Raw genomic sequence first — 19524 nt, 5'->3', positions numbered from 1 at the left:
AACGGCGCCCAGGGCGCCGTTTTTCATGGGCCGATGGCCGATCAGGTCCGCGCGGCCTTCAGCACGTCCGCGATGAGGAACGCCAGTTCCAGGCTTTGCGATCCGTTCAGCCGCGGATCGCACGCGGTGCGGTAGCGCATCGCGAGGCTTTCGTCCGTCACGGCCTGGGCGCCGCCGCGGCATTCGGTCACGTCTTGGCCAGTCATCTCGAAGTGCAGGCCGCCGGGCCAAGTTCCTTCCTGCGCGTGCGCGGCGAAGAAGCCGCGCACTTCCTGCAGGATGCGGTCGAAGTCGCGCGTCTTGTACCCGCTGGCCGAAGTGACCGTGTTTCCGTGCATGGGGTCGCAGCACCACACGGGGTTGCGGCCGGCTTGCCGCACGGCGCGCAGCAGCGGCGGCAGCCGCTCGGCCACCTGGCCGCTGCCCATGCGGCTGATCAGCACGATGCGCCCCGGCTCCTGTGAAGGGTCGAGCGCGTCCAGCAGGCGCAGCACGTCGTCGGGGTTCGCGGACGGCCCCAGTTTCACGCCGATGACGTTGCGCACCCCGCGCAGGAATTCCACGTGCGCGCCATCGAGCTGGCGCGTCCGCTCGCCCAGCCACAGCATGTGGGCGGAACCGCCATACCAGTCGCCCTGCTGCTCGCCCTGGCGGGTGAGCGCTTCCTCGTAGTGCAGGTGCAGCGCCTCGTGGGACGTGTAGAACTCCACCGCGTGCAATTGCGGGGCGCGCACCGCGTCGAAGCCGCAAGCCTGCATGAAAGCCAGCGACTGGGTGATGCGGTCGGCCAGCTCCTCGAAGCGCTCGCCCTGCGGGCTGGACCGCACGAAGTCGGCGGTCCAGCGGTGCACCTGGTGCAGGTCCGCGAAGCCGCCCTGCGCCAGCGCGCGCAGCAGGTTCAGCGTGGCCGCCGACTGTGAATAGGCCGACAGCAGCCGCGACGCATCGGGCTGGCGCGCCTGCGCCGTGAAGTCGCTGCCGTTGATGATGTCGCCCCGGTAGGAAGGCAGCGTGACGCCGTCCGCCGTTTCGTGGTCGGAAGACCTTGGCTTCGCGAACTGGCCCGCGATGCGGCCCACCTTCACCACCGGGCAGGCCGCCGCGTACGTGAGCACCACGGCCATCTGCAGGATGACGCGGAAGGTGGCTTCCACCGGTGCCTGGCCGATCTCGTCGAAGCTCTCGGCGCAATCGCCGCCCTGCAGAAGGAACGCCTCGCCCCGCGAAACGGTGGCGAGGCGCTCGCGAAGCTGCGAGATCTCGCCGGGAAAGATCAGTGGCGGCAACGCGCCCAGCCGTGCCTCGACGTTCCGCAGGGCCTGCGGCTCGGCGTAGGCCGGCATCTGGCGCGCCGGCCGGTCGCGCCAGGAAGAAGGGGTCCAGTTGTGCATGCGGGGATGTTAGACGGCCAACTGAAAGGCCTGTCCACGCAGCGCGTGCATCGCTCGCTGGTCCCTGCTTGTGATGTATCGACGCTGGTTTGTTGTTCGGCTCTCATCCCGATGCAGTAGGCGAACGTTTATCCATGGTTTCCCCTAAACCCCGCAAAAATGGGAGAGCGATACGCTTGGGGTCAAGTAAGAAAAACCAACAAGTTGATGCGAGCTGTCACCGCAAGTGGCCGAGCAGGAAGGAGCGGGCATGAAGCACATGCACATTGGCGATGCAGGCCCGATAGCGGACGGCATTCGCGGAGCACGTCGTTCAAGTGAAAGCCACTGTTGTGGCTCACAGCCGGCTGGCACCGCTGCTGGCTGACTGACATCCCTGGTTGACGAACACGGGCGCCGTCAAGGCGCCTGGTCGTCACGTCTGGGGTTTCCCTTTCAACGATTTCCCGGCACACCGTCGGGTGTGTTGTGCCGCGCGTTCGCGCCGCGGCTTGCCGAGGATTTATGCACAGCGATCTTGCCTTGAAGATGACAGCGGACTTGTTCTGGACGGGGTTCCTCATCTGCCTGCCCGTATTGGGCTTGACCATGCTGGTCGGGCTGGTGGTCAGCGTCCTGCAAGTGGTCACGCAGGTGCAGGAGATGTCGCTCACGTTCGTGCCCAAGCTGCTCACCGCCGGGATCGCGGTGGTGATGTTCGGTCCATGGATGCTGCGCATGCTGTGCCAGTTCGCTGCGCAGCTGTGGACGAACATCCCGGCGATGTTCCCGTAGGCGGCTCGGTGAACGATTTCGTCCTGGCGCCCGGAGCGCCCTGGGTGGCCACGGTGCTGCTGCTGTCGGCGCGGCTCGCAGCGTTGTTCCTGATGACGCCGCTGCTCTACGCCGTGCCGGTCCCGGGCACCGTGCGGGCGCTGTTTGTCGTTGGTCTGGCCGCGGCCATCTCCCTCCCATTTGCAGCGGCTCCGGTCTCGCTGCCCCATTCGCTGGGCGACCTGCTGGCTGGTTTCCTGAGCGAACTGGCACTGGGTGCCACCATGGGGCTGGGCATCCTCATGGCTTTCGCCGGCTTCGACTTCGCCGGCCGCCTGCTGGACGTGCAGGTCGGCTTCGGCATCGCGCAGGTGTTCGATCCGGTCACGCGCCGCCAGGTCCCGGTCATCAGCTCGGTGTTCTCTTCCCTCGCCCTGCTGGTCTTCTTCCTGGTCGACGGTCATCACGCGCTGCTGCGCGGCGTTGCGCTGAGCCTGGATCGCTTCCCGGTGGGGCAGCCGTGGTCCGTGGCAGGCAGCGCGGAGCCGATCGTGCGTCAGGCCGCGGGCCTGTTCACGCTGGGCTTCGCCCTCGCCGCACCGGTGGTGTTGAGCCTGCTGCTGCTGGAGTTCGCGTTGGGCGTGGTCTCGCGGAATCTGCCCCAGGTCAATATGCTGGCACTGGGCATCCCGGTGAAGATCGTCGCCGGGCTGTTGGCGTTGTCCGTTTGGGCGGGCGGCATGGGCGGCGTCATGCTGCGCGTGTACGCCGACATCTATCGCACCTGGGCCGGCCTTTTCGAAGCGGCGCCGGCAAGAGGGCCCAGGTGATGGCGGACCAGGATCTCGACCGCAACGAAGCCGCCACGCCGTTCAAGCTGGAAAAGGCCCGGGAGCAAGGGCAGACGGCACGCAGCACCGACGTGGTGAGCGCCACGGTCTTTCTGGTGGCCATGGGTTTCGCGACGTGGCAGGGGCTGGAACTGGTCACCGCCGTTTTCCGCCTGGCGCGCGTGGCGCTGGTGCATGCCGGTTCCGGCGTGCCGACCGCGGCTTCCGCGTGGCCCCTGGCGACGCACATGCTGCGCGAGGCGGCGATGCTGGTGCTGCCGTTCCTGGGCGCGCTGATGCTGGCGGCGGTGGTGGGCACCGTGGCGCAGACCGGCATCGTGCTGTCCATCGATCCATTGAAGATGGACTTTGGCCGTCTCGACCCGGTCGCCGGGCTCAAGCGCGTGCTGTCGCTGCGCACCCTTTTCGACGGGGCGCGGGCGCTGGTGAAGCTGGCCATCCTGCTGCTGGCCGCCTGGTATGCCTTGGCCAGCTTGCTGCCCGGGTTCTACGCGGTCGCGGCGCTGCCGCCGGCAGGCTTCCTGCGCACGCTGGTGGCGGATGCCACCGGATTGGGCATGAAGATGGCCCTGATCCTTGCCGCCATCGCCTTCGCCGACCTGCTGTACACCCGGCGCGAGTTCAGCAACAAGATGCGGATGAGCCGCCGCGAACTGAAGGACGAAGTCAAGAACCGCGAAGGCGACCCGCGCATCCGCCAGCGGCTGCGCGAACTGCGCCGCGAAGCGCTGCAGCGCAGCCGGGCGCTGCGCAACACGCGGGACGCCGACGTGGTGCTCACCAATCCCACGCACTACGCCGTCGCGCTGCGGTACGTGCACGGTCAGATGGAAGCGCCGCTCGTGATCGCAAAGGGAGCCGGCCAACTGGCCGCTCGAATGCGCGACATCGCGTACCGCCATCGCGTGGCCATCGTGCGCAGTCCCTCGCTGGCGCGCAGGATGTTCCGCGAGGTCGGCATCGACCAGGCGGTCCCGCCTTCGTTCCATGCGGACGTGGCGCGCATCATCGTCTGGGTGTTCGCCATGCGGGAGCAGCGGCAGAAGGCCCAGGAGGCCGCGGCATGAACGCGCTGCAGCGGTTCCTCGGCCGCCATTCCGACATCGCCATGGTGCTGGCCGTGCTGGGCGTGCTGATGGTGCTGTTCGTGCCCATCCCGAAGGCACTGCTGGACTTCCTAATCCTGGCCAACTTCAGCTTCGCCTTCCTGGTGCTGCTGCTCACGTTCTACATGGCGCGGCCGGTGGAGTTCTCCACCTTTCCCTCGCTGCTGCTCGTGGCCACGCTGTTCCGCCTGTCGCTCAACGTCGCGGCCACGCGGCTGATCCTGGCGCAGGGCGACGCCGGCCGCGTCATCGCCGCCATCGGCGAATACGTGGTCGGCGGCAACTACGTGGTCGGCTTGATCGTCTTCCTCATCCTGATCGTCGTGCAGTACGTCGTGGTGACCAACGGCGCCCAGCGCGTGTCCGAGGTGGCGGCGCGCTTCGCGCTGGACAGCATGCCGGGCCAGCAGATGAGCATCGACGCCGACCTGAACATGGGGTTCATCGACCAGGCCGAGGCGCAGCGCCGGCGCAAGAACCTGGAGAAGGAAGCCGGCTTCTACGGCGCGATGGACGGCGCCAGCAAGTTCGTCAAGGGCGACGCCATCGCCGGCATCGTCATCCTGCTGATCAACATCGTCGGCGGATTGGTCATCGGCGTGCTGCAGCACCACCTGCCCTGGGGCGAGGCGCTGCGCACCTACACGCTGCTGACCATCGGCGACGGCATCGTCACGCAGGTGCCGGCGCTGGTGATCTCGGTGGGCACCGGCATCATCGTCACCCGCTCGGCTTCGGACGGCAACCTGAGCCGGGAAGTGCTGCGCCAGGTCACGTCTTTTCCGAAGACGCTGGTGCTGGTCGCCGGTGCGCTGCTGGCATTGGTGCTGCTGCCGGGCATTCCCGCGATACCCGCGCTTGCCTTGTTGCTCGTCGCGGCGCTCGCCGCCTGGCTGGCGTACCGCGCGCGTGCGGACGACGCGGAGTCGCCGGAAAACAAGGAAGCCCAGGCCGCCACCGAAGCAGGCGGCGAGCCGCTCGAGCAACTGCTCGTGGTCGAGCCGGTCGAGGTGATGGTCGGCAGCGGCTGGGCGCCCCAGGTCAGCGACGCCAGCGGTCTCTTCATGGAGCGCATCGCCGCTTTCCGAAAGCAGCACGCGCAGGACTACGGCATGGTGCTTCCGCGCGTCCGTTTCCGTTCAGGCGCGCGGTTGGCGGCGTACGGCTACGAGATCCATGTCGACGGCGCGGTGGCTGCGCGCGGTGAAGCGCGCGAGGACCGGCTGCTCGCCATCCACGCGGCCGGCGACCAACGCTCGGTCCCCGGCGAGCCGACGCGCGACCCCACCTACGGCTTGCCCGCGCTGTGGATCGAACTGGGGCAGCGCGAAGCTGCCGCCGCGGCGCGCTACACGCTCGTCGACGCCCCCACGGTCTTCATGACGCACCTGACCGAGGTTTTGCGGCGCGAGTCGGCGACGCTGCTCACGCGCAGCGAGACCGACAAGCTGCTCAATCGCGTGCGTCAGTCACATCCGCCCCTGGTCGAGGAGCTGGTTCCGTCCGTGCTGTCGGTCGGCGACGTGCAGAAGGTGCTGCAGAACCTGCTGCGCGAGAAGGTGTCCATCCGCCACCTCGAAGCCATCCTGGAAACCCTGGCCGACGCCGGCCGCACCACCAAGGATGCCGCACAGCTGACCGAGGCGGTGCGCCAGCGCCTGGGCCACGTCATCTGCCGCGGCCTCGCAGGTGATGCCAGCGCGCTGCACGTCTTGACCCTCGATCCTGCGATGGAGAGCCGCTTCCTCCAGAGCCTGCGCGGTGCCCAGGCCGAAGGCGTGCCTGCGGGTTCGTTCGTGCTCGAGCCCAAGCTGGTGGAGAAATTCCTGGTCCACCTGATGCAGCAGGCGGAAAAGATGATGAAGAGCAACCTGCTGCCGGTGCTGCTTTGCGCGCCGGAGCTTCGCCGCCATGTGCGCTCGCTGTCCGAGAGGGGCCTGCCGCACCTGCGCGTCCTGTCCATGGCCGAGATTCCGCAGGCCATCGAACTCAAGTCCTTCGGCACCGTCGCCGCCTGATCCATGAACGAAATCCTCGCCGTCACCCTCCGCAGCATGCAGCTCGACATGGCCAAGGTCGACCGCGTCGGCCTCAACCTGGCGAACGCGCAGACCACCGGCTACAAGCGCGAGGTCGTCGTCGGCGAGACGTTCGGCAGCCGCGTGGCCGCGGCGCGCCACAGCGCGGCCGCTTCTGCACCGGAGCACACCACGCAGGTGGACCAGCGCCCGGGCACGCTGCGTTCCACCGGCCAGAGCCTGGACGTGGCGCTCACCGGTCCCGGCTGGTTCGAGGTGCAGACCGAGCGCGGTCTCGCCTACACGCGGCAAGGCGATTTCCGGCTCGACGCGCAGGGCCGCATCGTCACGCAGCAGGGGCAGCCGGTGATGGGCCTGGCCGGAGAGATCCAGCTGCCGCACGGCTTCCCGGTGATCGATCCGCAAGGACGGGTGTTCGAGGGAACTGCCCCCGGTGGCGCGCCGCCCGCGGCGGACGCGCCACCGGTCTCGCAACTCAAGGTCGTGCAGTTCGAGGCAGGCGCGGCGGTGGAGCACCTTGGCCAGGGCCTCGTTGCCGTGCGTGGCGAAGTGGCCGCGGCGGCGGACGGCCGCACCGAAGTGCGCCAGGGCTACCTGGAGAACTCCAACGTGAGTTCCATGCAGGAGATGGTGCAGCTGATCCAGACCCTGCGCCATTTCGAATCGATGCAGAAGGCGGCCACCGGCTACGACGAGATGCTGGGCACCGCCATCCGCAAGCTGGGCGACGCCGCCTGAGCAACCACCCATTCCCGAGGAGTCCCGTTCCATGTTCGACGCTCTCTACATCGGCGCCACCGGCATGCAGGCGCAGCAGGCCCAGGTCGACGCCATCGCCAACAACCTGACCAACGCGAACACGCCCGCGTACAAGAAGACGCGCGTGAGCTTCACCGACCTGGTGTTGCGCGCGGCGCAACCGGCGGGCGCGAACGCTCCGCTTGCCGCGGTGCAGGGGCGCGGCGCCGGCGTGGCGCTGGCGAGCACGGTGAAGCTGTTCGAGCCGGGCGAGTTGAAGAAGACCGAATCGCCGATGGACGTCGCCGTGCAGGGCGATGGCTTCCTCGAGATCACCATGCCCGATGGCACGCGCGCGTACTCGCGGGGTGGCACGCTCAAGGTGAATCCGGACGGGCAGCTCGCCACGCTGGCCGGCGTGCCGCTCAAGCCCGGCATCGCCATCCCGGAAGGCGCCAGTGCCATCGTGATCTCTCCGAACGGCCGGGTGCAGGCGCAGCTCAAGGGCCAGAGCGCGCCGGTCGATGCGGGCCAGCTGGAGATGGTGCGCTTCGCCAATCCGCAGGGCCTGCTGGCGCAGGGTGGCAACGTCTACCGCGCGACGGAAGCGTCGGGCGAACCCATCGGCGGCAAGCCCGGCGAGGATGGGATGGGCACGCTGGCGCAGGGTTTCCTCGAGAGCTCCAACGTGAAGATGGTCGAGGAGATGGTCAACCTCATGGTGGCGCAGCGCGCCTACGAGGCCAGCGTCAAGGTGGTGCAGGCGTCCGACGACATGCTGGGCATGATCAACGGGCTGCGGCGATGAAGGCGATCGCCGCACTCTCGGCGGGCCTGGCCTGCGCCGGCACCGCTCTGGCCGCCCAGGCGTCGGTCGAGTTGCTGCCGCAATCGCGTGTCGCTTCGGGATCCGTCACGCTGGGCCAGGTCGCCCGCGTGCGGGGCGACGACCTCTCGCAGGTGCGTGCGCTGGTGAAGCTGCCCATAGGGCATGCGCCTGCGGCCGGGCAGGGCATGACGCTGGAACGCGAGGCGCTGGCGGCGTGGGCCGGCCAGCGCCTGCACGATCGCGGGACCGTCACCTGGGAAGGACCGGCGCAAGGGCTGGTGCTGGCCGACAGCCGCACCGTCGAGGGAGAGGCCATCGCAGGGGCGGCTTCGCAGGCATTGCGCGAATGGCTCTCCGCGCGCAGCGAACGCAGCGAAGTCCAGCTCGCGTGGCCGCCGCAGGACGTGCAGGTGCCGGAAGGCGCGCCGCGGCTGCAGGCGCGTTCGCTGGCCCGGTCGCCGCTGCGCAGCCGGATGGTCGTGTGGGTCGACGTGTGGTCCGGCAACCGGTTCGTGCGCACCGTACCCGTCTCCTTCGCGGTTCAGGCGTGGCGCGAAATTCCTGTCGCGGCGCGGCCGGTCGAGGCGGGTGCGCCGCTGGATGCCGCCAATGTCGAGAAACGCGGGATCGACATCGCGGCCCTCGATGGCGCACCGCTCGCCAGGCAAGCAGGCGATCCGGTGCGTGCCACCCACGCGCTGCATGCCGGTGAGCCTCTGAGGGCCCGAGATGCGGCTCCGGTCCCGCTGGTGCAGCGCGGTCAGTGGGCATCCCTGCGTTCCGGAACCGGCGCGGTGATGACCGAGGCGCGCGTGGAGGTGCTGCAGGACGGGCGCGCCGGCGAGAACGTTCGCGTACGCCAGCCGGGCGCCATGGCCCAGGTCACGGCACGGGTCGTCGGCCCGGGACAACTGGAGATCGCCCGATGAATCCCTCTCGAAGGACCCTGGCTGCTGCGCTGTTGGCGGCGGCTGCCTTTCCGGCCGTGCGGGCGCAGAGCCTGTTCCGCGAAGACACCTGGCGGCCGCTCACGGGCGACAACAAGGCGTACCGCCCGGGTGACGTGCTCACCGTGCAGGTGTACGAGAACTCCAGTGCGGTGAGCAGCGCGGACACCGGAACGCGGCGCAACAACAACCTGAACGCCGAGCTCACCCATGGCGCGCGCGTGGTCGGCGAAAGCTCCGCCCGTTTGGGCGGCGACTTCGACGGCGGCGGCCGGACCCAGCGCACCAGCCGCCTGCTCACCACCCTGACCGTCACGGTGCAGGAAGTGCTGCCCGGCGGGCAGTTGCGCGTCGCCGGCACGCAGGCGGTCACGGTGAACAACGAGCTGCAGCGCGTCACGCTGGAAGGCCTGGTGCGTCCGGCCGACATCAGCGACGGCAACGTGGTGCAGTCCACCCGTATCGCCGATGCGCGCATCACGTACCTCGGCGAAGGCGACATCAGCGAGCGCCAGCAGCGCGCGTGGTGGCGGCAGCTCGCCGACTTCCTGGGGCTTTGAAGATGCGCAAGCTTTCCCTCAGGAAACAAGCCGCCTTCCTCGCGCTGGTGCTGGCCGCCGCGGCTGCCTTGGCCACCCCGCTGCGCGTGAAGGACCTGGGCAAGGTCCAGGGCTGGCGGGACAACGTGCTGGTGGGGACGGGCATCGTCACCGGCCTGGCGGGCACGGGTGACTCCTCGGCCAACCGCGCGACCCGGCAGGCGCTGTCGAACGTGCTGTCGCAGTTCAACCTGAGCGTTCCGCCCGAGCAGGTGAACAGCCGCAACGTGGCCGTGGTGATGGTGAGCGCTTCGCTGCCGGCCTTCGCCCGCGAAGGGGACACGCTGGACGTGCAGGTCGCCTCCAGCGGCGATGCGCGCAGCCTGGTGGGCGGCAGCCTGCTGCTCACCGCGCTGCGTGCGCCCAACGGCCGCGTGTACGCGCTGGCGCAGGGCCCTGTTTCCGTCGGCGGCCACCGCTACGACGCGAACGGCAACGTGGTCCAGAAAAACCACCCGACCGCCGGCGCCATCCCTTCCGGTGCGACGGTGGAAGTCGGCATGGAGAACACGCAGCCGGCACGCAGCCAGGTGACCTTCGTGCTGGCCGAGCCGGACTACACCACCGCCAGCCGCATCGCCACGGCCATCAACGAGCAGCTGGGTCCGGGTCTCGCGCGGGCACGCGACGCATCGGGCATCGAGGTGCAGGTCCCCGCCGCGCTGCGCGACGAGCCGGTCGGCTTCCTCGCCCGGCTGGAGAACGTGACGGTCGAGCCCGACCGCCGCGCGCGCGTGGTGATCAACGAGCGCACCGGCACGGTCGTTTCCGGCGGCGACGTGCACATCTCGCCGGTGGCGATCTCGCATGGCGACCTGAAGGTGACCATCACCAGCCAGAACAGCGTGTCGCAGCCTTCCTTCCTCGACCGTGCCGGACCCGGCGTGGTCACGGCGGTGGTGACGAACACGCAGATGGATGTGGAGGAGGCCGGCGGCACCGGCTTCCTGGCGGGCGCGGGCACGGTCTCCGACCTGGTGCAGTCGCTCGCGCGGATGAAGACGAGCACGCGGGACATCATTTCGATCCTGCGTGCGGTGAAGGCCGCCGGCGCGCTGCACGGCGACCTCGTGATCCAGTAACCGGAAAAGGAGGAATGCAGTGACCCAGCAACTGGAGGCGATCACGACAGCGGCGCTGTCGCTTGGCCTGGAGGCAGCCAGCCGCCGGCACGAGACCATCGCCGCGAACATCGCGAATGCGGCCACCGAAGGCTACGTGCCGGTGCGCCTGTCGTTCGAGGACCGGCTGGCCGAGGCCCGCCAGACGCTGCGCGACAAGGGCTCGGTCGACGCCTTCGCGCTCGCGGGCGTGCGCATGCAGGTGGAACCGGCGACGGACGCGCAAGGCCGGCCGGTCAAGGTGCAGGTCGACCAGGAAATGGCCGAGATGGCCCGCAACGCCGTGCAGTACCAGGCCCTCACGCAAGGCCTGTCGCGGCACCTCTCCATCCTCGCCGCGGCGGCGGCTGACGGGAAGAAATAAGCCATGGATTACCTACGGTCCTTCGCGGTCAGCGCCGCCGGCATGGCGCTGGAGCGCACGCGAGTCGAAGTCGCGGCCATGAACCTGGCCCACGCCAACGTGGTGCAGGACCCTGCCGCGCCGGCCTACCAGCCGCTGCACGTGGTCGCGCGCGCGGCGCAACCGGGGGCCTTCGGCAGCCTGGTGGAAAGCGGCCTCGAGGCGGCGTCGCTGCCTGCCGCGGAAGTGGAGCCCGCGGCCATCGCGCCGCGGCTGGTGCAGGAACCGGGACATCCGCTCGCCAACGAACAGGGCCTGGTCGCCTATCCCGCCGTCGATGCGGCGACGGAGATGGTCAGCATGATGAGCGCCACCCGGGCCTATGAGGCCAACGTGGCCGCCCTGAACACCGCGCGCACCCTCGCGCTGAAAACCCTGGAGATCGGGCGCGGCACATGAACATCGAATCCATCCAGGGCCTGGGCCAGCACGACGAAGTGGCGCCGCTGCCGTCGCTGCCTTCCGCCGGGGCTGCGCAAGGCGTGCAGGCGCCTTTCGGCAATCTCGTCACCGAGGGCCTGCAGCAGCTCAACGAGCAGCTCAAGACGAGCCAGACCGACCTGCAGCAACTGGCGCTGGGCGAAACGCAGAACCTGCACCAGGTGATGGTTCGCCTCGAAGAAAGCCGCATCGCCTTCCAGGTGATGCTGCAGGCGCGCAACCGCGTGCTCGAGGCGTACCAGGAAGTCATGCGGATGCAGGTGTAGGGAGCGGAACATGAAAGCCTGGTGGGAAGCGCTGGACACGCGCGCGAAGGTGGGCCTGGCGGCGGGCGTGGCGGTCATCGCCGCGGCGACGCTGGCCGGCGGCTGGTGGCTGCTGCGCACGGAGCAGGCGGTGCTGTTCTCCGACCTGAAGCCGGAAGATGCCGCCGTCATGGCGCAGGAGCTGGAAAAGCAGAAAGTGCCTTACACGGTGGCGGACGGCGGCACCACGTTGCTGGTGGACAAGCCGCAGGTGCACGCCACACGCCTCAAGCTGATGGGCAAGGACCTGCCGCTCCGCGGGGCGGTGGGACTGGAGCTGTTCAACAATGCCGAATTCGGCATGACCGAGTTCGCGCAGAAGATCAACTACCAGCGCGCGCTGCAGGGCGAGCTCACCCGCACCATCCTGTCGTTCCCGGAAGTGCGCGACGTGCGCGTGCACCTGGCGCTTCCAGAGCAGGGCCTGTTCCGGCAGGCGTCCTCCAAACCGAAGGCGGCCATCACGCTGACCATGCGGACGGGCCAGGCGCTGCGGCCGGACCAGGTCAATGGCATCCAGCGGCTGGTGGCGGCCTCCGTGCCCGGGCTCGCGGCGCAGGAGGTCACGGTGGTCGACCACCAGGGCGTGGCGCTCAGCCGCGCTTCCGACGATGGCGAGCAGGCCGGCGCCGGCGGGCGGCTGGACCTCAAGCGCGAGACCGAGAACTACCTGTCGCGCAAGGCGGCGCTGGTGCTGGAACGCGCGTTCGGCGCCGGGCAGGCGCTGGCCAGCGTGGACGTCACGCTGAACATGGACCAGGTGCGCGTCACCACCGAAGACGTGATCGGCGGCCCCGACGGCCGCGGCGGCGCAACCGCAGGCGTGATGGTGCGCGAGCGCGAGTCCAGCCGCGACAACGGCGCGCCGGATGCGCGCGGCGGCGATGCACAGGGCGCACGCGGCAGCAGCATGCAGCGCGAAGTGGAATACCAGGCCGGCCGGCGCGTGGAGCAGGTGGTGAGCCAGCCCGGCTCCATCCGCCGCATCCAGGTGGTGGCCGTCGTTCGGCAGCCGCTGGACGAGCAGCAGCAGGAACAGGCGCGCAAGCTGGTTGCGGTCGCCGTGGGCGCCTCACCCGAGCGGGGCGATGCTGTCGTCGTGCAGTCCATGCACGCGGCACAGGCGGCCGCTGCTCCGCCGGTGGCCGGTGCCGAGCCCGCTGCGCCGAAGGCGCCTGCGGGGCCGGGGCAGGACAGCTCTGCGCCATGGGCCATCGCGGTGCTGGCGCTGTTCATCCTGACAGCAGCGGCTTCGCTGCTGCTGTGGGCCCGCCGCCGCGCCGCCGCGCCCGGTGCACCGCTCTCGCAGGAGCAGCGGCAGGTTGCGCTGCGCCGTGTCGAAGCGTGGCTGCGCGAGGGCGACGGCGCCCGGCCGGCGGAAGCCGCGCTGATCGCACCTGTCGGGGATGCGCGATGACGTTGGCCTTGCCTGCCGCTTCGCATCGCCGGGCCGCGCTGTTGGTGCATGCGTTGCCGAAGCCCGATCGCGAATGGTTGCTGGACTCGCTCGCACCGCGCGATCGCGTGGAAATGGAAGGGCTGCTCGACGAATTGCGCGAGCTGGACATCCCGCCCGACCATGCCTTGCTGAAGGACGTCGTCGAAGCGGCGCCGCAGCCGGCGGCGATGGGCGCGGCCGATCGACTGGAGCGTCTGTCGCCTTCCCAGGTGCGGCTGCTGGTGGAGGTGCTGCGGCCGGAGCCGGCACGGCTCGTCTCCACGCTGCTCGGCCTGCGCGCATGGCCCTGGAGGAACGAGGTGGCCCTGGCACTTGGCGGCGTCGAGGCATCGGCTTCCACGCAGGCGCCGGCCTTGCAGCAGGCGTTGTGTGAAGTGCTTTGGCGGCGCCTGCAAACGGGTGGCGAGGTCAAGCCGGCCGGCGGGCGCGGATGGGGACCGTTGTCGCGCCTGCTTTGGAAAGGGATGCGGCGGTGAGCGGGACGGGAATCGAAGCCGGCCTCGTGCTGCGCGACGCATCGCTGCAGCCGGAAAGCGTGCGCATCGGCCGCCGCGCGGTGTTTCCCGCGGCGCCCACCGCCGGTGCCGCGCCGGCCGTGCACGCGATCGATCCCGAAAAGCTGCACGAGGCTGTGCTGGCCCGTGCGCGCGAGGAGGCCGTGCGTCTCGGCCGCGAAGAGGGCCTGAGGGCCGGCCGGGAGGAAGGCCTGCGCGCGGGCTACGACGAAGGCCTGAAGAAAGGCCAGGCCGACGCGCAGGCCGCCGCGGCCGCCGCGCTGGACAAGGCTGTCGCCGAAGCCATGGAACCGCTGCGCGAGCGCGAGAGCCGGCTGCAGGCCCTGGCCGCTGCCGTCGACCAGCAGCAGGCGGCGTGGCGCGAACTGGCCGAGGACGAGGCGGTGGCGCTCGCCTACGAACTGGCGTGCCGCGTGCTGGGCAGCGCCCTGGTCACGCCGGAAGGCATCCGGGCGCAGGTGCGGCAGTTGCGCGATCAGGCCCGTGCCGGCGCGGCTTTCCACGTGCACCCGGACGACCTGCCGTTGCTTCGGTCGGAACCAGGCGCGCAAGAGGCGACGCGGTGGGTGGCCGATGTTTCCGTTGCCACCGGCGGCTGCATCGCGCGCAGCGCGTCCGCGGCGCTCGACGCGCGGCTGGAAACGCTGCTCGAGGAATGCCTCCAGGGGCTTCTGGAAGTCCGTGCGCGGCGCGCGCAGGGAGGCGGCGAGTGACGGCACTGCGCGCCTATCGCGAGCATCTGCGCGCCGTGCCGCTTCACCGGCGCCTGGGGCAGGTGCGCCGCTTGCAGGGGCTGGCGATCGACGCCGAAGGCCCGCAGGCCACCATCGGCGAGCTTTGCCGCATCCGCGCGGCCGGGCAGGGCGGCGATGGCGTGCTGGCGGAAGTGGTGGGCTTGCGCGGCGGTGAAGTCACGCTCATGGCTTATGGAAGCACCCAAGGCATCGGTGCCGGCGACGAGGTGGTCGCGCTGGGCCACCACTCCGACGTGCCGGTGGGATCGCAATTGCTGGGCCGCGTCATCGACGGCTTCGGCCAGCCGCTGGATGGGCGTCCCGCGCCAGCCACTCGTGCGCGGCGCCCGCTGCACGCACCGGCACCCAATCCGCTGCAGCGGCCGCGCATCGAGCGCGTGCTGGAAACCGGCGTGCGCTGCATCGACGGCCTGCTGACCATCGGGCGCGGCCAGCGGGTGGGCATCTTCGCCGGCAGCGGCGTCGGCAAGAGCACCTTGCTGGGCATGGTCGCGCGCCACGTGAAGGCCCAGGTCAACGTCATCGCGCTGGTGGGCGAGCGCGGGCGCGAGGTGCGTGAATTCATCGAGAAGCAGCTCGGACCCGAAGGGCTCGCGCGCTCCGTCGTCGTGGTGGCCACGTCCGACCAGCCGGCGCTGGCCCGGCTTCGCGCGGCGCATGCCGCGGTGGCCATCGCCGGCCATTTCGCGGAAAGCGGCGGCGACGTGGTGCTGACCATGGACTCGGTCACGCGGCTGGCGATGGCGCGGCGCGAGGTCGGGCTGGCCGCGGGCGAGCCGGCCACGGCGCGCGGCTACACGCCTTCCGTGTTCGCGGAACTGCCGCAGATCTGCGAACGCTGCGGCACCACGCCGTCGGGCGGCTCCGTCACGGCGCTGCTCACGGTGCTGGTGGAAGGCGACGATTTCAACGAGCCGGTGGCCGACAGCCTGCGCGCCATCCTCGACGGCCACGTGGTGCTCTCTCGCGCGCTGGCGCAGCAGGGCCACTATCCCGCCATCGACGTGCTGCAAAGCGCCAGCCGCCTGTTGCCGGACCTGGCCACCAGTGACGAGCGCGCGCTGGTGGTCCGCACCGTGCAGCAGCTGGCGGTGCTCGAACGCAACCGGCAGATGGTGGACCTGGGCGCGTACCAGCACGGCACCAATGCGGCGCTGGATGAGGCGTTGGCCCTGGAGCCATCCCTGCAGGGATGGCTGCGGCAGGACGGCGGCGGAATCCCACGCGCTGAAAGCCTGCGCGCGCTGGCCGGCATCCTGGGCAAGGGGAAGGCGGCATGACGGTGCGGCCACCCTTGCGCCCGGTCCGCGGCTTCGACTGGCGGCTTGCGCCTTTGCAGCGCAAGCTCGAATGGGAGGCCGACGAAGCGCAAGCGGCCGTCGCTCGCGAACTCGCGCGGCGGGAAAGCGCCGCCTCCGCCACGCGCGAGGCGGAATCGCTGCTGGTGCAGGCTTCGCAGGACGCGCGGCAGGCTCTCGAAGCGCACGCCGACCCGCGCGCGCACCGTCACCAGCTGGCCTACCTGACGTTCCTGAATGACCGCGTTGCCGGCGTGCGGGCGGACGAACAGCGGGTCGCCGGCGATCTCTCGGCCGCACGGCAGGAGCTGCTGCGGCGCCAGCGCCGGCTGGACGTGGTCTTGCGGGCGCGGGCCAATGCGCTCGAGCTCCATCTGCGGGAGGCCGCGCGCCGTGCCCAGGTTCAGGTCGATGCGGACTGGCTCGCATTGCGCGAGCTGCGTGGCGGGAAAGATGCGGAGGGCTGCGCATGACGCTCATTCCCCGCCAGCTTCCGATGGACGCGGCCGCGGCGCCTGCCGCACCCGGCACGCCGTCCGGCGTCGACAAGGCCTGGCAGCTCGCCATGGAGAAGGCGCAGACGCGGCAATGGTTCCACGGTGCGGTGGGGCACGGACACGCCGCCATCGCAGGCGGTCCATCCGCGCCGCAAGCCAACCGCGACGTGGCGATGCCTCGCGGCGGGCAAGTGATGGCTAACGGTGATATGCCGGTTCCCGGCCCGGCGACTTCGAGGGCGGACGGCAGAGTCGCGGCGGCCGTGCGCACCACGCCTGCCACGGCATTGGCCTTGGCGAAAACATCGTCGGTGCATCGGGCCCTGGTCCTCTCGGCAGCCACCCAACCGGCCGGCTCGCCGCAACCCGTGAAGCAACGCGCCGTGGCCGTCGACGGCGCGCCGGCTTCCGATACCGCCTCGCCGTCTGCCCAGCCCGCACCCGCCCCCTCACCGGACATGCGTGTGCATGTCGAAGAGTCGGCCGGCGGCTTGCGCGTCTGGGTCGGCATCGCCGGCGACGCCGCCGCGGTGGCGGCTCGCGCGCAGGTGCTGCTGGCGGACTTGCGCCGGCAGTGCGCCGAGACGGGGCACCGGCTGCAGAAGGTCGTGTGCAACGGCGAAGTTTTCTTTGAAGCACCGGTTGGCGGCTCGCCGGCGGCGCTTTCCTCTTTCCACTCACCCCAGGAGCCATGATGGCCATCGGATCCGTCAGCGCAGCACCCGCTGCCACCGCCACCCCGGCCTCGAACCTCGGCCTGCAGGACTTCCTGAAGATCCTGCTCACGCAGCTGAGCTACCAGGACCCGCTCAAGCCCATGGACAACCAGGAGTTCATGGCCCAGATCGCGCAGTTCACGTCGCTGGAGCAGACCCAGCAGCTGAACGACAAGCTGGACCAGCTGATCACCAACCAGGCCGCGCTGCAGTCGGTGGGCCTGATCGGCCGCACGGTGGACGTGACCACCAGCACCGGCCAGGTGACGGGCACCGTGTCGTCGCTGTCGCTGAGCGGCGATTCGCCTTCGATCAGCGTGACGGTTTCGGGCGGCACCGTCGTGCCCGGCATCAGCCTGAGCCAGATCCTCGCCGTGCGCTGAAGGAGGAAACGATGCTCGATTCCATCAACGTGGGCATGTCGGGGCTGCTTGGTTTTTCCAGGGGCTTGCGCGTCATCGGCAACAACACGGCCAACATGAACACGCCGGGCTACAAGTCCGCCACCCTGCAGTTCACCGACCTGTTCTACGCCAACCAGGCGAACGGCACCGAGGGCCGCACGCAGCTGGGCCAGGGCCTGGGCACCGCGGGCACGACGCTGGACTTCCGCGCCGCCGACCTGCGCCAGAGCGGCAACGAGTTCGACCTGGGCATCGACGGCGGCGGCTTCTTCGTGCTGCGCGACGAGCAGGGCCGCACGCGCTACACCCGCGCGGGCCAGTTCGATTTCGACCAGGAAGGCCGCTTCATCAACCGCATCGACGGCAGCCAGGTCATGGGCCTGGACGCGGGCGGCAACCTCGTGGCCATCAGCATCGCGGGCATGCGCGCCATCGGCGGCCAGGCCACGCGCAACGTGCGTTTCACCGGCAACCTGTCGGCCACCACGCCGGAACAGACGGTCGGCTCGGTGAAGGTGTACGACGCGATGGGCGGCGAGCACACGCTGTCGGTCAAGTTCACCAACACCGGCACCACCACGCCCGGCAGCTGGAAAGTGCAGCTGCTCGACGGCTCGTCCGTGGTCGGCACGACGCAGATGGTGTTCGTCGACGGGCGGCCGACGGCGGCCACGTCCAAGTTCGCATTCACCTACACGCCGGCGGGGCGCGAGTCGCAGGAACTGACGCTGGACTTCAGCAGCGACGTCACATCGTTCGCCTCGGGAAGCCTGTCGACGCTCGCGATGACGTCGCAGGACGGCAGCCCGCCCGGCCAGCTCACCAAGGTCACTTTCGACAGCCAGGGCACGCTGGTGGCGACGTACAGCAACAACCGCACGGCCCGGGGCGCGCGCCTGGCGCTGGCGAGGTTCGACACCACGGATGCCGTGGAGGATCTCGGCAGCAACCAGTTCGGCGAGGCGAACGGCATCGCCTGGAAGCTGGGCTATGCGGGCGACGGTGTCTTCGGCAGCGTGAAGGCGGGCGTGCTGGAAGTCTCCAACGTGGACCTCTCGCGCGAGTTCAGCGAACTGGTCGTCATGCAGCGGGGTTACCAGGCTTCTTCCCAGGTCGTCTCCACGGCCAACGAGATGCTGCAGGAGCTGTTCCAGATGAAGGGCGGCAAGTGATGCAGGCCGCGCCCGGACAAGAAGCCTCGCCTTGGCGCTCTCGCGAAGCGGGCTGGGAACTGGTGGCCTGGACGACCCGGCAGACCGACGCACTGGCGGATGCCATCGGACGCGCCCTTGCCGAATGGCGGCAGGCTTGGGGGCTGGAGCGCGAGGCACTGGGCGTGCGGTTGGAGCCGGCGTCCTCCGAAGCCGTGCTGCGCCCGGGCTGGAAGGCGCTCGGCCCTGGCGAGGGCTGGTTGCTGGCGCCGGGCGGCGCCGCCTCGGGTCTGGCCACGATGCTGTTTGGCAAGAGGGGCGCGCTGGCCGGCGAGGTGGCGGATGCTTGCGCGGGGGATGTCACCCGGCGTCTGGCTGCCATCCTGATGCTTGGCACCGGCGGCGTTTCCCAGTCGCCGATGCCGGGCCTGGGCCAACCCTGGTCCGGCGCGCTGTATGCCGAGTTGCCGGGAACGCCCGGTTGGCGCCTGCTGATCGGGCCCGGCGCCGTGAGTGCCTGGTGCCGGCAGGCGGGGCTGCTGGTTGACACATCGCCCGCGGCTGCTCCGCGCGATGCGCTTTGCAGCACCGCCGACGCATTGGCCGCCCGAAAGCTTGCACTGGACGTGCGGCTGTCCGGCTGCGAGCTGGACCTTGGTGCCCTCCAGGGGTTGCGGGTGGGCGACGTCGTCCGGCTGGGACACGGGCTCCAGGAACCCGTTCGCCTGGTCGATGCCGAAGGCTGCAGCGTCTTTGGAGGCTACCTGGTCGCGCGGCAGGGACGCATGGCCGTCGAACTGGCCCGCCCAATCGCGCACTGATCCCCAAGTTTTTTGAAGAGGTAATGGCATGAGCCAGATGATCGAATCGTTCATGAATGGGGCCGCCGAACAGGCGCCTCGCCTGCAGCCCATCGTGCTGGACGAGGCGCCGCAGGACGGCCAGCCCGGCGCGGCGGTGCAGCCGGCCGCCAATCCACTCCACGCGGTGAAAGTGCAGCTGCAGGTCTGTGTCGGCCGCGCGCAGATGTCGGTGGGCCAATTGCTGGGGGCCCGTGAGCATGAAGTGCTGGTGCTGGACCGCGAAGTGGAACAGCCCGTGGACCTGCTGCTCGAAGGGCGCGTGGTCGCACGCGGGCAGCTGGTGGCCGTCGACGGCCGCTTCGGCGTGCGCGTGACGGAGCTGCCCCTGCCGCTGAAGTTCTGA

At 69.9% G+C, this 19524-nt stretch carries 23 protein-coding genes; 22 read left to right on the top strand and 1 reads right to left on the bottom strand.

Annotated elements, in window-relative coordinates; genetic code table 11:
- Window positions 1–41: 41 nt before the first annotated feature.
- Window positions 42–1391, bottom strand: a complete 1350-nt coding sequence (locus EZ216_RS19745; RefSeq protein WP_135251511.1) for a class II 3-deoxy-7-phosphoheptulonate synthase — start codon at window positions 1389–1391, stop codon at window positions 42–44.
- A gap of 528 nt (window positions 1392–1919) precedes the next feature.
- Between EZ216_RS19745 and EZ216_RS19740 the strand changes: the two genes are divergently transcribed.
- Genes EZ216_RS19740 through EZ216_RS19635 form a run of 22 tightly spaced genes read left to right on the top strand, consistent with a single transcriptional unit; the run spans window position 1920 to window position 19524 of the window.
- A complete protein-coding gene (locus tag EZ216_RS19740; protein WP_239024454.1) occupies window positions 1920–2165 on the top strand; it encodes a flagellar biosynthetic protein FliQ in 246 nt (81 codons plus the stop codon).
- An 8-nt stretch (window positions 2166–2173) separates the two neighbouring features.
- A complete protein-coding gene (locus tag EZ216_RS19735) occupies window positions 2174–2974 on the top strand; it encodes a flagellar biosynthetic protein FliR (RefSeq protein ID WP_239024453.1) in 801 nt (266 codons plus the stop codon).
- Entirely contained in the window at window positions 2974–4062 is a 1089-nt protein-coding gene (locus EZ216_RS19730) for an EscU/YscU/HrcU family type III secretion system export apparatus switch protein (RefSeq protein WP_135251508.1), read from the top strand. Before EZ216_RS19735 ends, EZ216_RS19730 begins: the two co-directional genes overlap by 1 nt.
- The gene (gene flhA, locus EZ216_RS19725) at window positions 4059–6119 is read left to right on the top strand and encodes a flagellar biosynthesis protein FlhA (protein ID WP_135251507.1); all 2061 of its coding nucleotides are present in this window, start codon (window positions 4059–4061) and stop codon (window positions 6117–6119) included. The genes EZ216_RS19730 and flhA overlap by 4 nt, the downstream gene beginning before the upstream one ends.
- Before the next feature lie 3 nt (window positions 6120–6122).
- The gene (locus tag EZ216_RS19720; RefSeq protein ID WP_135251506.1) at window positions 6123–6878 is read left to right on the top strand and encodes a flagellar hook-basal body protein; all 756 of its coding nucleotides are present in this window, start codon (window positions 6123–6125) and stop codon (window positions 6876–6878) included.
- A 31-nt stretch (window positions 6879–6909) separates the two neighbouring features.
- Window positions 6910–7686: a flagellar basal-body rod protein FlgG gene (gene flgG, locus EZ216_RS19715; protein WP_135251505.1), complete on the top strand. Its 777-nt coding sequence runs from the start codon at window positions 6910–6912 to the stop codon at window positions 7684–7686.
- A complete protein-coding gene (flgA, locus tag EZ216_RS19710; protein WP_135251504.1) occupies window positions 7683–8636 on the top strand; it encodes a flagellar basal body P-ring formation chaperone FlgA in 954 nt (317 codons plus the stop codon). The genes flgG and flgA overlap by 4 nt, the downstream gene beginning before the upstream one ends.
- A complete protein-coding gene (locus EZ216_RS19705) occupies window positions 8633–9214 on the top strand; it encodes a flagellar basal body L-ring protein FlgH (protein ID WP_135251503.1) in 582 nt (193 codons plus the stop codon). Before flgA ends, EZ216_RS19705 begins: the two co-directional genes overlap by 4 nt.
- A gap of 2 nt (window positions 9215–9216) precedes the next feature.
- The gene (locus tag EZ216_RS19700; RefSeq protein ID WP_135251502.1) at window positions 9217–10335 is read left to right on the top strand and encodes a flagellar basal body P-ring protein FlgI; all 1119 of its coding nucleotides are present in this window, start codon (window positions 9217–9219) and stop codon (window positions 10333–10335) included.
- 19 nt (window positions 10336–10354) lie between these two features.
- Window positions 10355–10738, top strand: a complete 384-nt coding sequence (gene flgB / locus EZ216_RS19695) for a flagellar basal body rod protein FlgB (RefSeq protein WP_135251501.1) — start codon at window positions 10355–10357, stop codon at window positions 10736–10738.
- 3 nt (window positions 10739–10741) lie between these two features.
- On the top strand, window positions 10742–11176 hold the full coding sequence (gene flgC / locus EZ216_RS19690) for a flagellar basal body rod protein FlgC (protein WP_135251500.1): 435 nt from the start codon (window positions 10742–10744) through the stop codon (window positions 11174–11176).
- Complete coding sequence (gene fliE / locus EZ216_RS19685) at window positions 11173–11484, top strand: flagellar hook-basal body complex protein FliE (protein ID WP_135251499.1); 312 nt, start codon at window positions 11173–11175, stop codon at window positions 11482–11484. The genes flgC and fliE overlap by 4 nt, the downstream gene beginning before the upstream one ends.
- A 10-nt stretch (window positions 11485–11494) precedes the next feature.
- Window positions 11495–12940 carry a flagellar basal-body MS-ring/collar protein FliF gene (fliF, locus tag EZ216_RS19680; RefSeq protein ID WP_135251498.1) on the top strand — a complete coding sequence of 482 codons (1446 nt, stop codon included), beginning with the start codon at window positions 11495–11497 and terminating at the stop codon, window positions 12938–12940.
- The gene (locus tag EZ216_RS19675) at window positions 12937–13458 is read left to right on the top strand and encodes a hypothetical protein (protein ID WP_135251497.1); all 522 of its coding nucleotides are present in this window, start codon (window positions 12937–12939) and stop codon (window positions 13456–13458) included. The genes fliF and EZ216_RS19675 overlap by 4 nt, the downstream gene beginning before the upstream one ends.
- Complete coding sequence (locus EZ216_RS19670) at window positions 13455–14210, top strand: FliH/SctL family protein (protein WP_167772984.1); 756 nt, start codon at window positions 13455–13457, stop codon at window positions 14208–14210. Before EZ216_RS19675 ends, EZ216_RS19670 begins: the two co-directional genes overlap by 4 nt.
- Window positions 14207–15532: a FliI/YscN family ATPase gene (locus EZ216_RS19665; RefSeq protein ID WP_239024452.1), complete on the top strand. Its 1326-nt coding sequence runs from the start codon at window positions 14207–14209 to the stop codon at window positions 15530–15532. Before EZ216_RS19670 ends, EZ216_RS19665 begins: the two co-directional genes overlap by 4 nt.
- Entirely contained in the window at window positions 15529–16023 is a 495-nt protein-coding gene (locus EZ216_RS19660) for a hypothetical protein (protein ID WP_135251494.1), read from the top strand. The genes EZ216_RS19665 and EZ216_RS19660 overlap by 4 nt, the downstream gene beginning before the upstream one ends.
- Window positions 16020–16742, top strand: coding sequence for a hypothetical protein (locus EZ216_RS19655; RefSeq protein ID WP_135251493.1), 723 nt, complete (start codon window positions 16020–16022; stop codon window positions 16740–16742). Before EZ216_RS19660 ends, EZ216_RS19655 begins: the two co-directional genes overlap by 4 nt.
- Window positions 16742–17146, top strand: a complete 405-nt coding sequence (locus tag EZ216_RS19650) for a flagellar hook assembly protein FlgD (RefSeq protein ID WP_135251492.1) — start codon at window positions 16742–16744, stop codon at window positions 17144–17146. Before EZ216_RS19655 ends, EZ216_RS19650 begins: the two co-directional genes overlap by 1 nt.
- A gap of 11 nt (window positions 17147–17157) precedes the next feature.
- Window positions 17158–18339, top strand: coding sequence for a flagellar hook protein FlgE (locus tag EZ216_RS19645; RefSeq protein WP_135251491.1), 1182 nt, complete (start codon window positions 17158–17160; stop codon window positions 18337–18339).
- Window positions 18339–19139 carry a FliM/FliN family flagellar motor C-terminal domain-containing protein gene (locus tag EZ216_RS19640; RefSeq protein WP_135251490.1) on the top strand — a complete coding sequence of 267 codons (801 nt, stop codon included), beginning with the start codon at window positions 18339–18341 and terminating at the stop codon, window positions 19137–19139. Before EZ216_RS19645 ends, EZ216_RS19640 begins: the two co-directional genes overlap by 1 nt.
- 28 nt (window positions 19140–19167) lie before the next feature.
- Window positions 19168–19524: a FliM/FliN family flagellar motor switch protein gene (locus EZ216_RS19635; RefSeq protein WP_135251489.1), complete on the top strand. Its 357-nt coding sequence runs from the start codon at window positions 19168–19170 to the stop codon at window positions 19522–19524.

Origin of the sequence: Ramlibacter humi (assembly GCF_004681975.1) — a bacterium.
In the GTDB taxonomy this organism is placed as follows: domain Bacteria; phylum Pseudomonadota; class Gammaproteobacteria; order Burkholderiales; family Burkholderiaceae_C; genus Ramlibacter; species Ramlibacter humi.
This window is presented reverse-complemented; position numbering and strand designations above follow the sequence as displayed.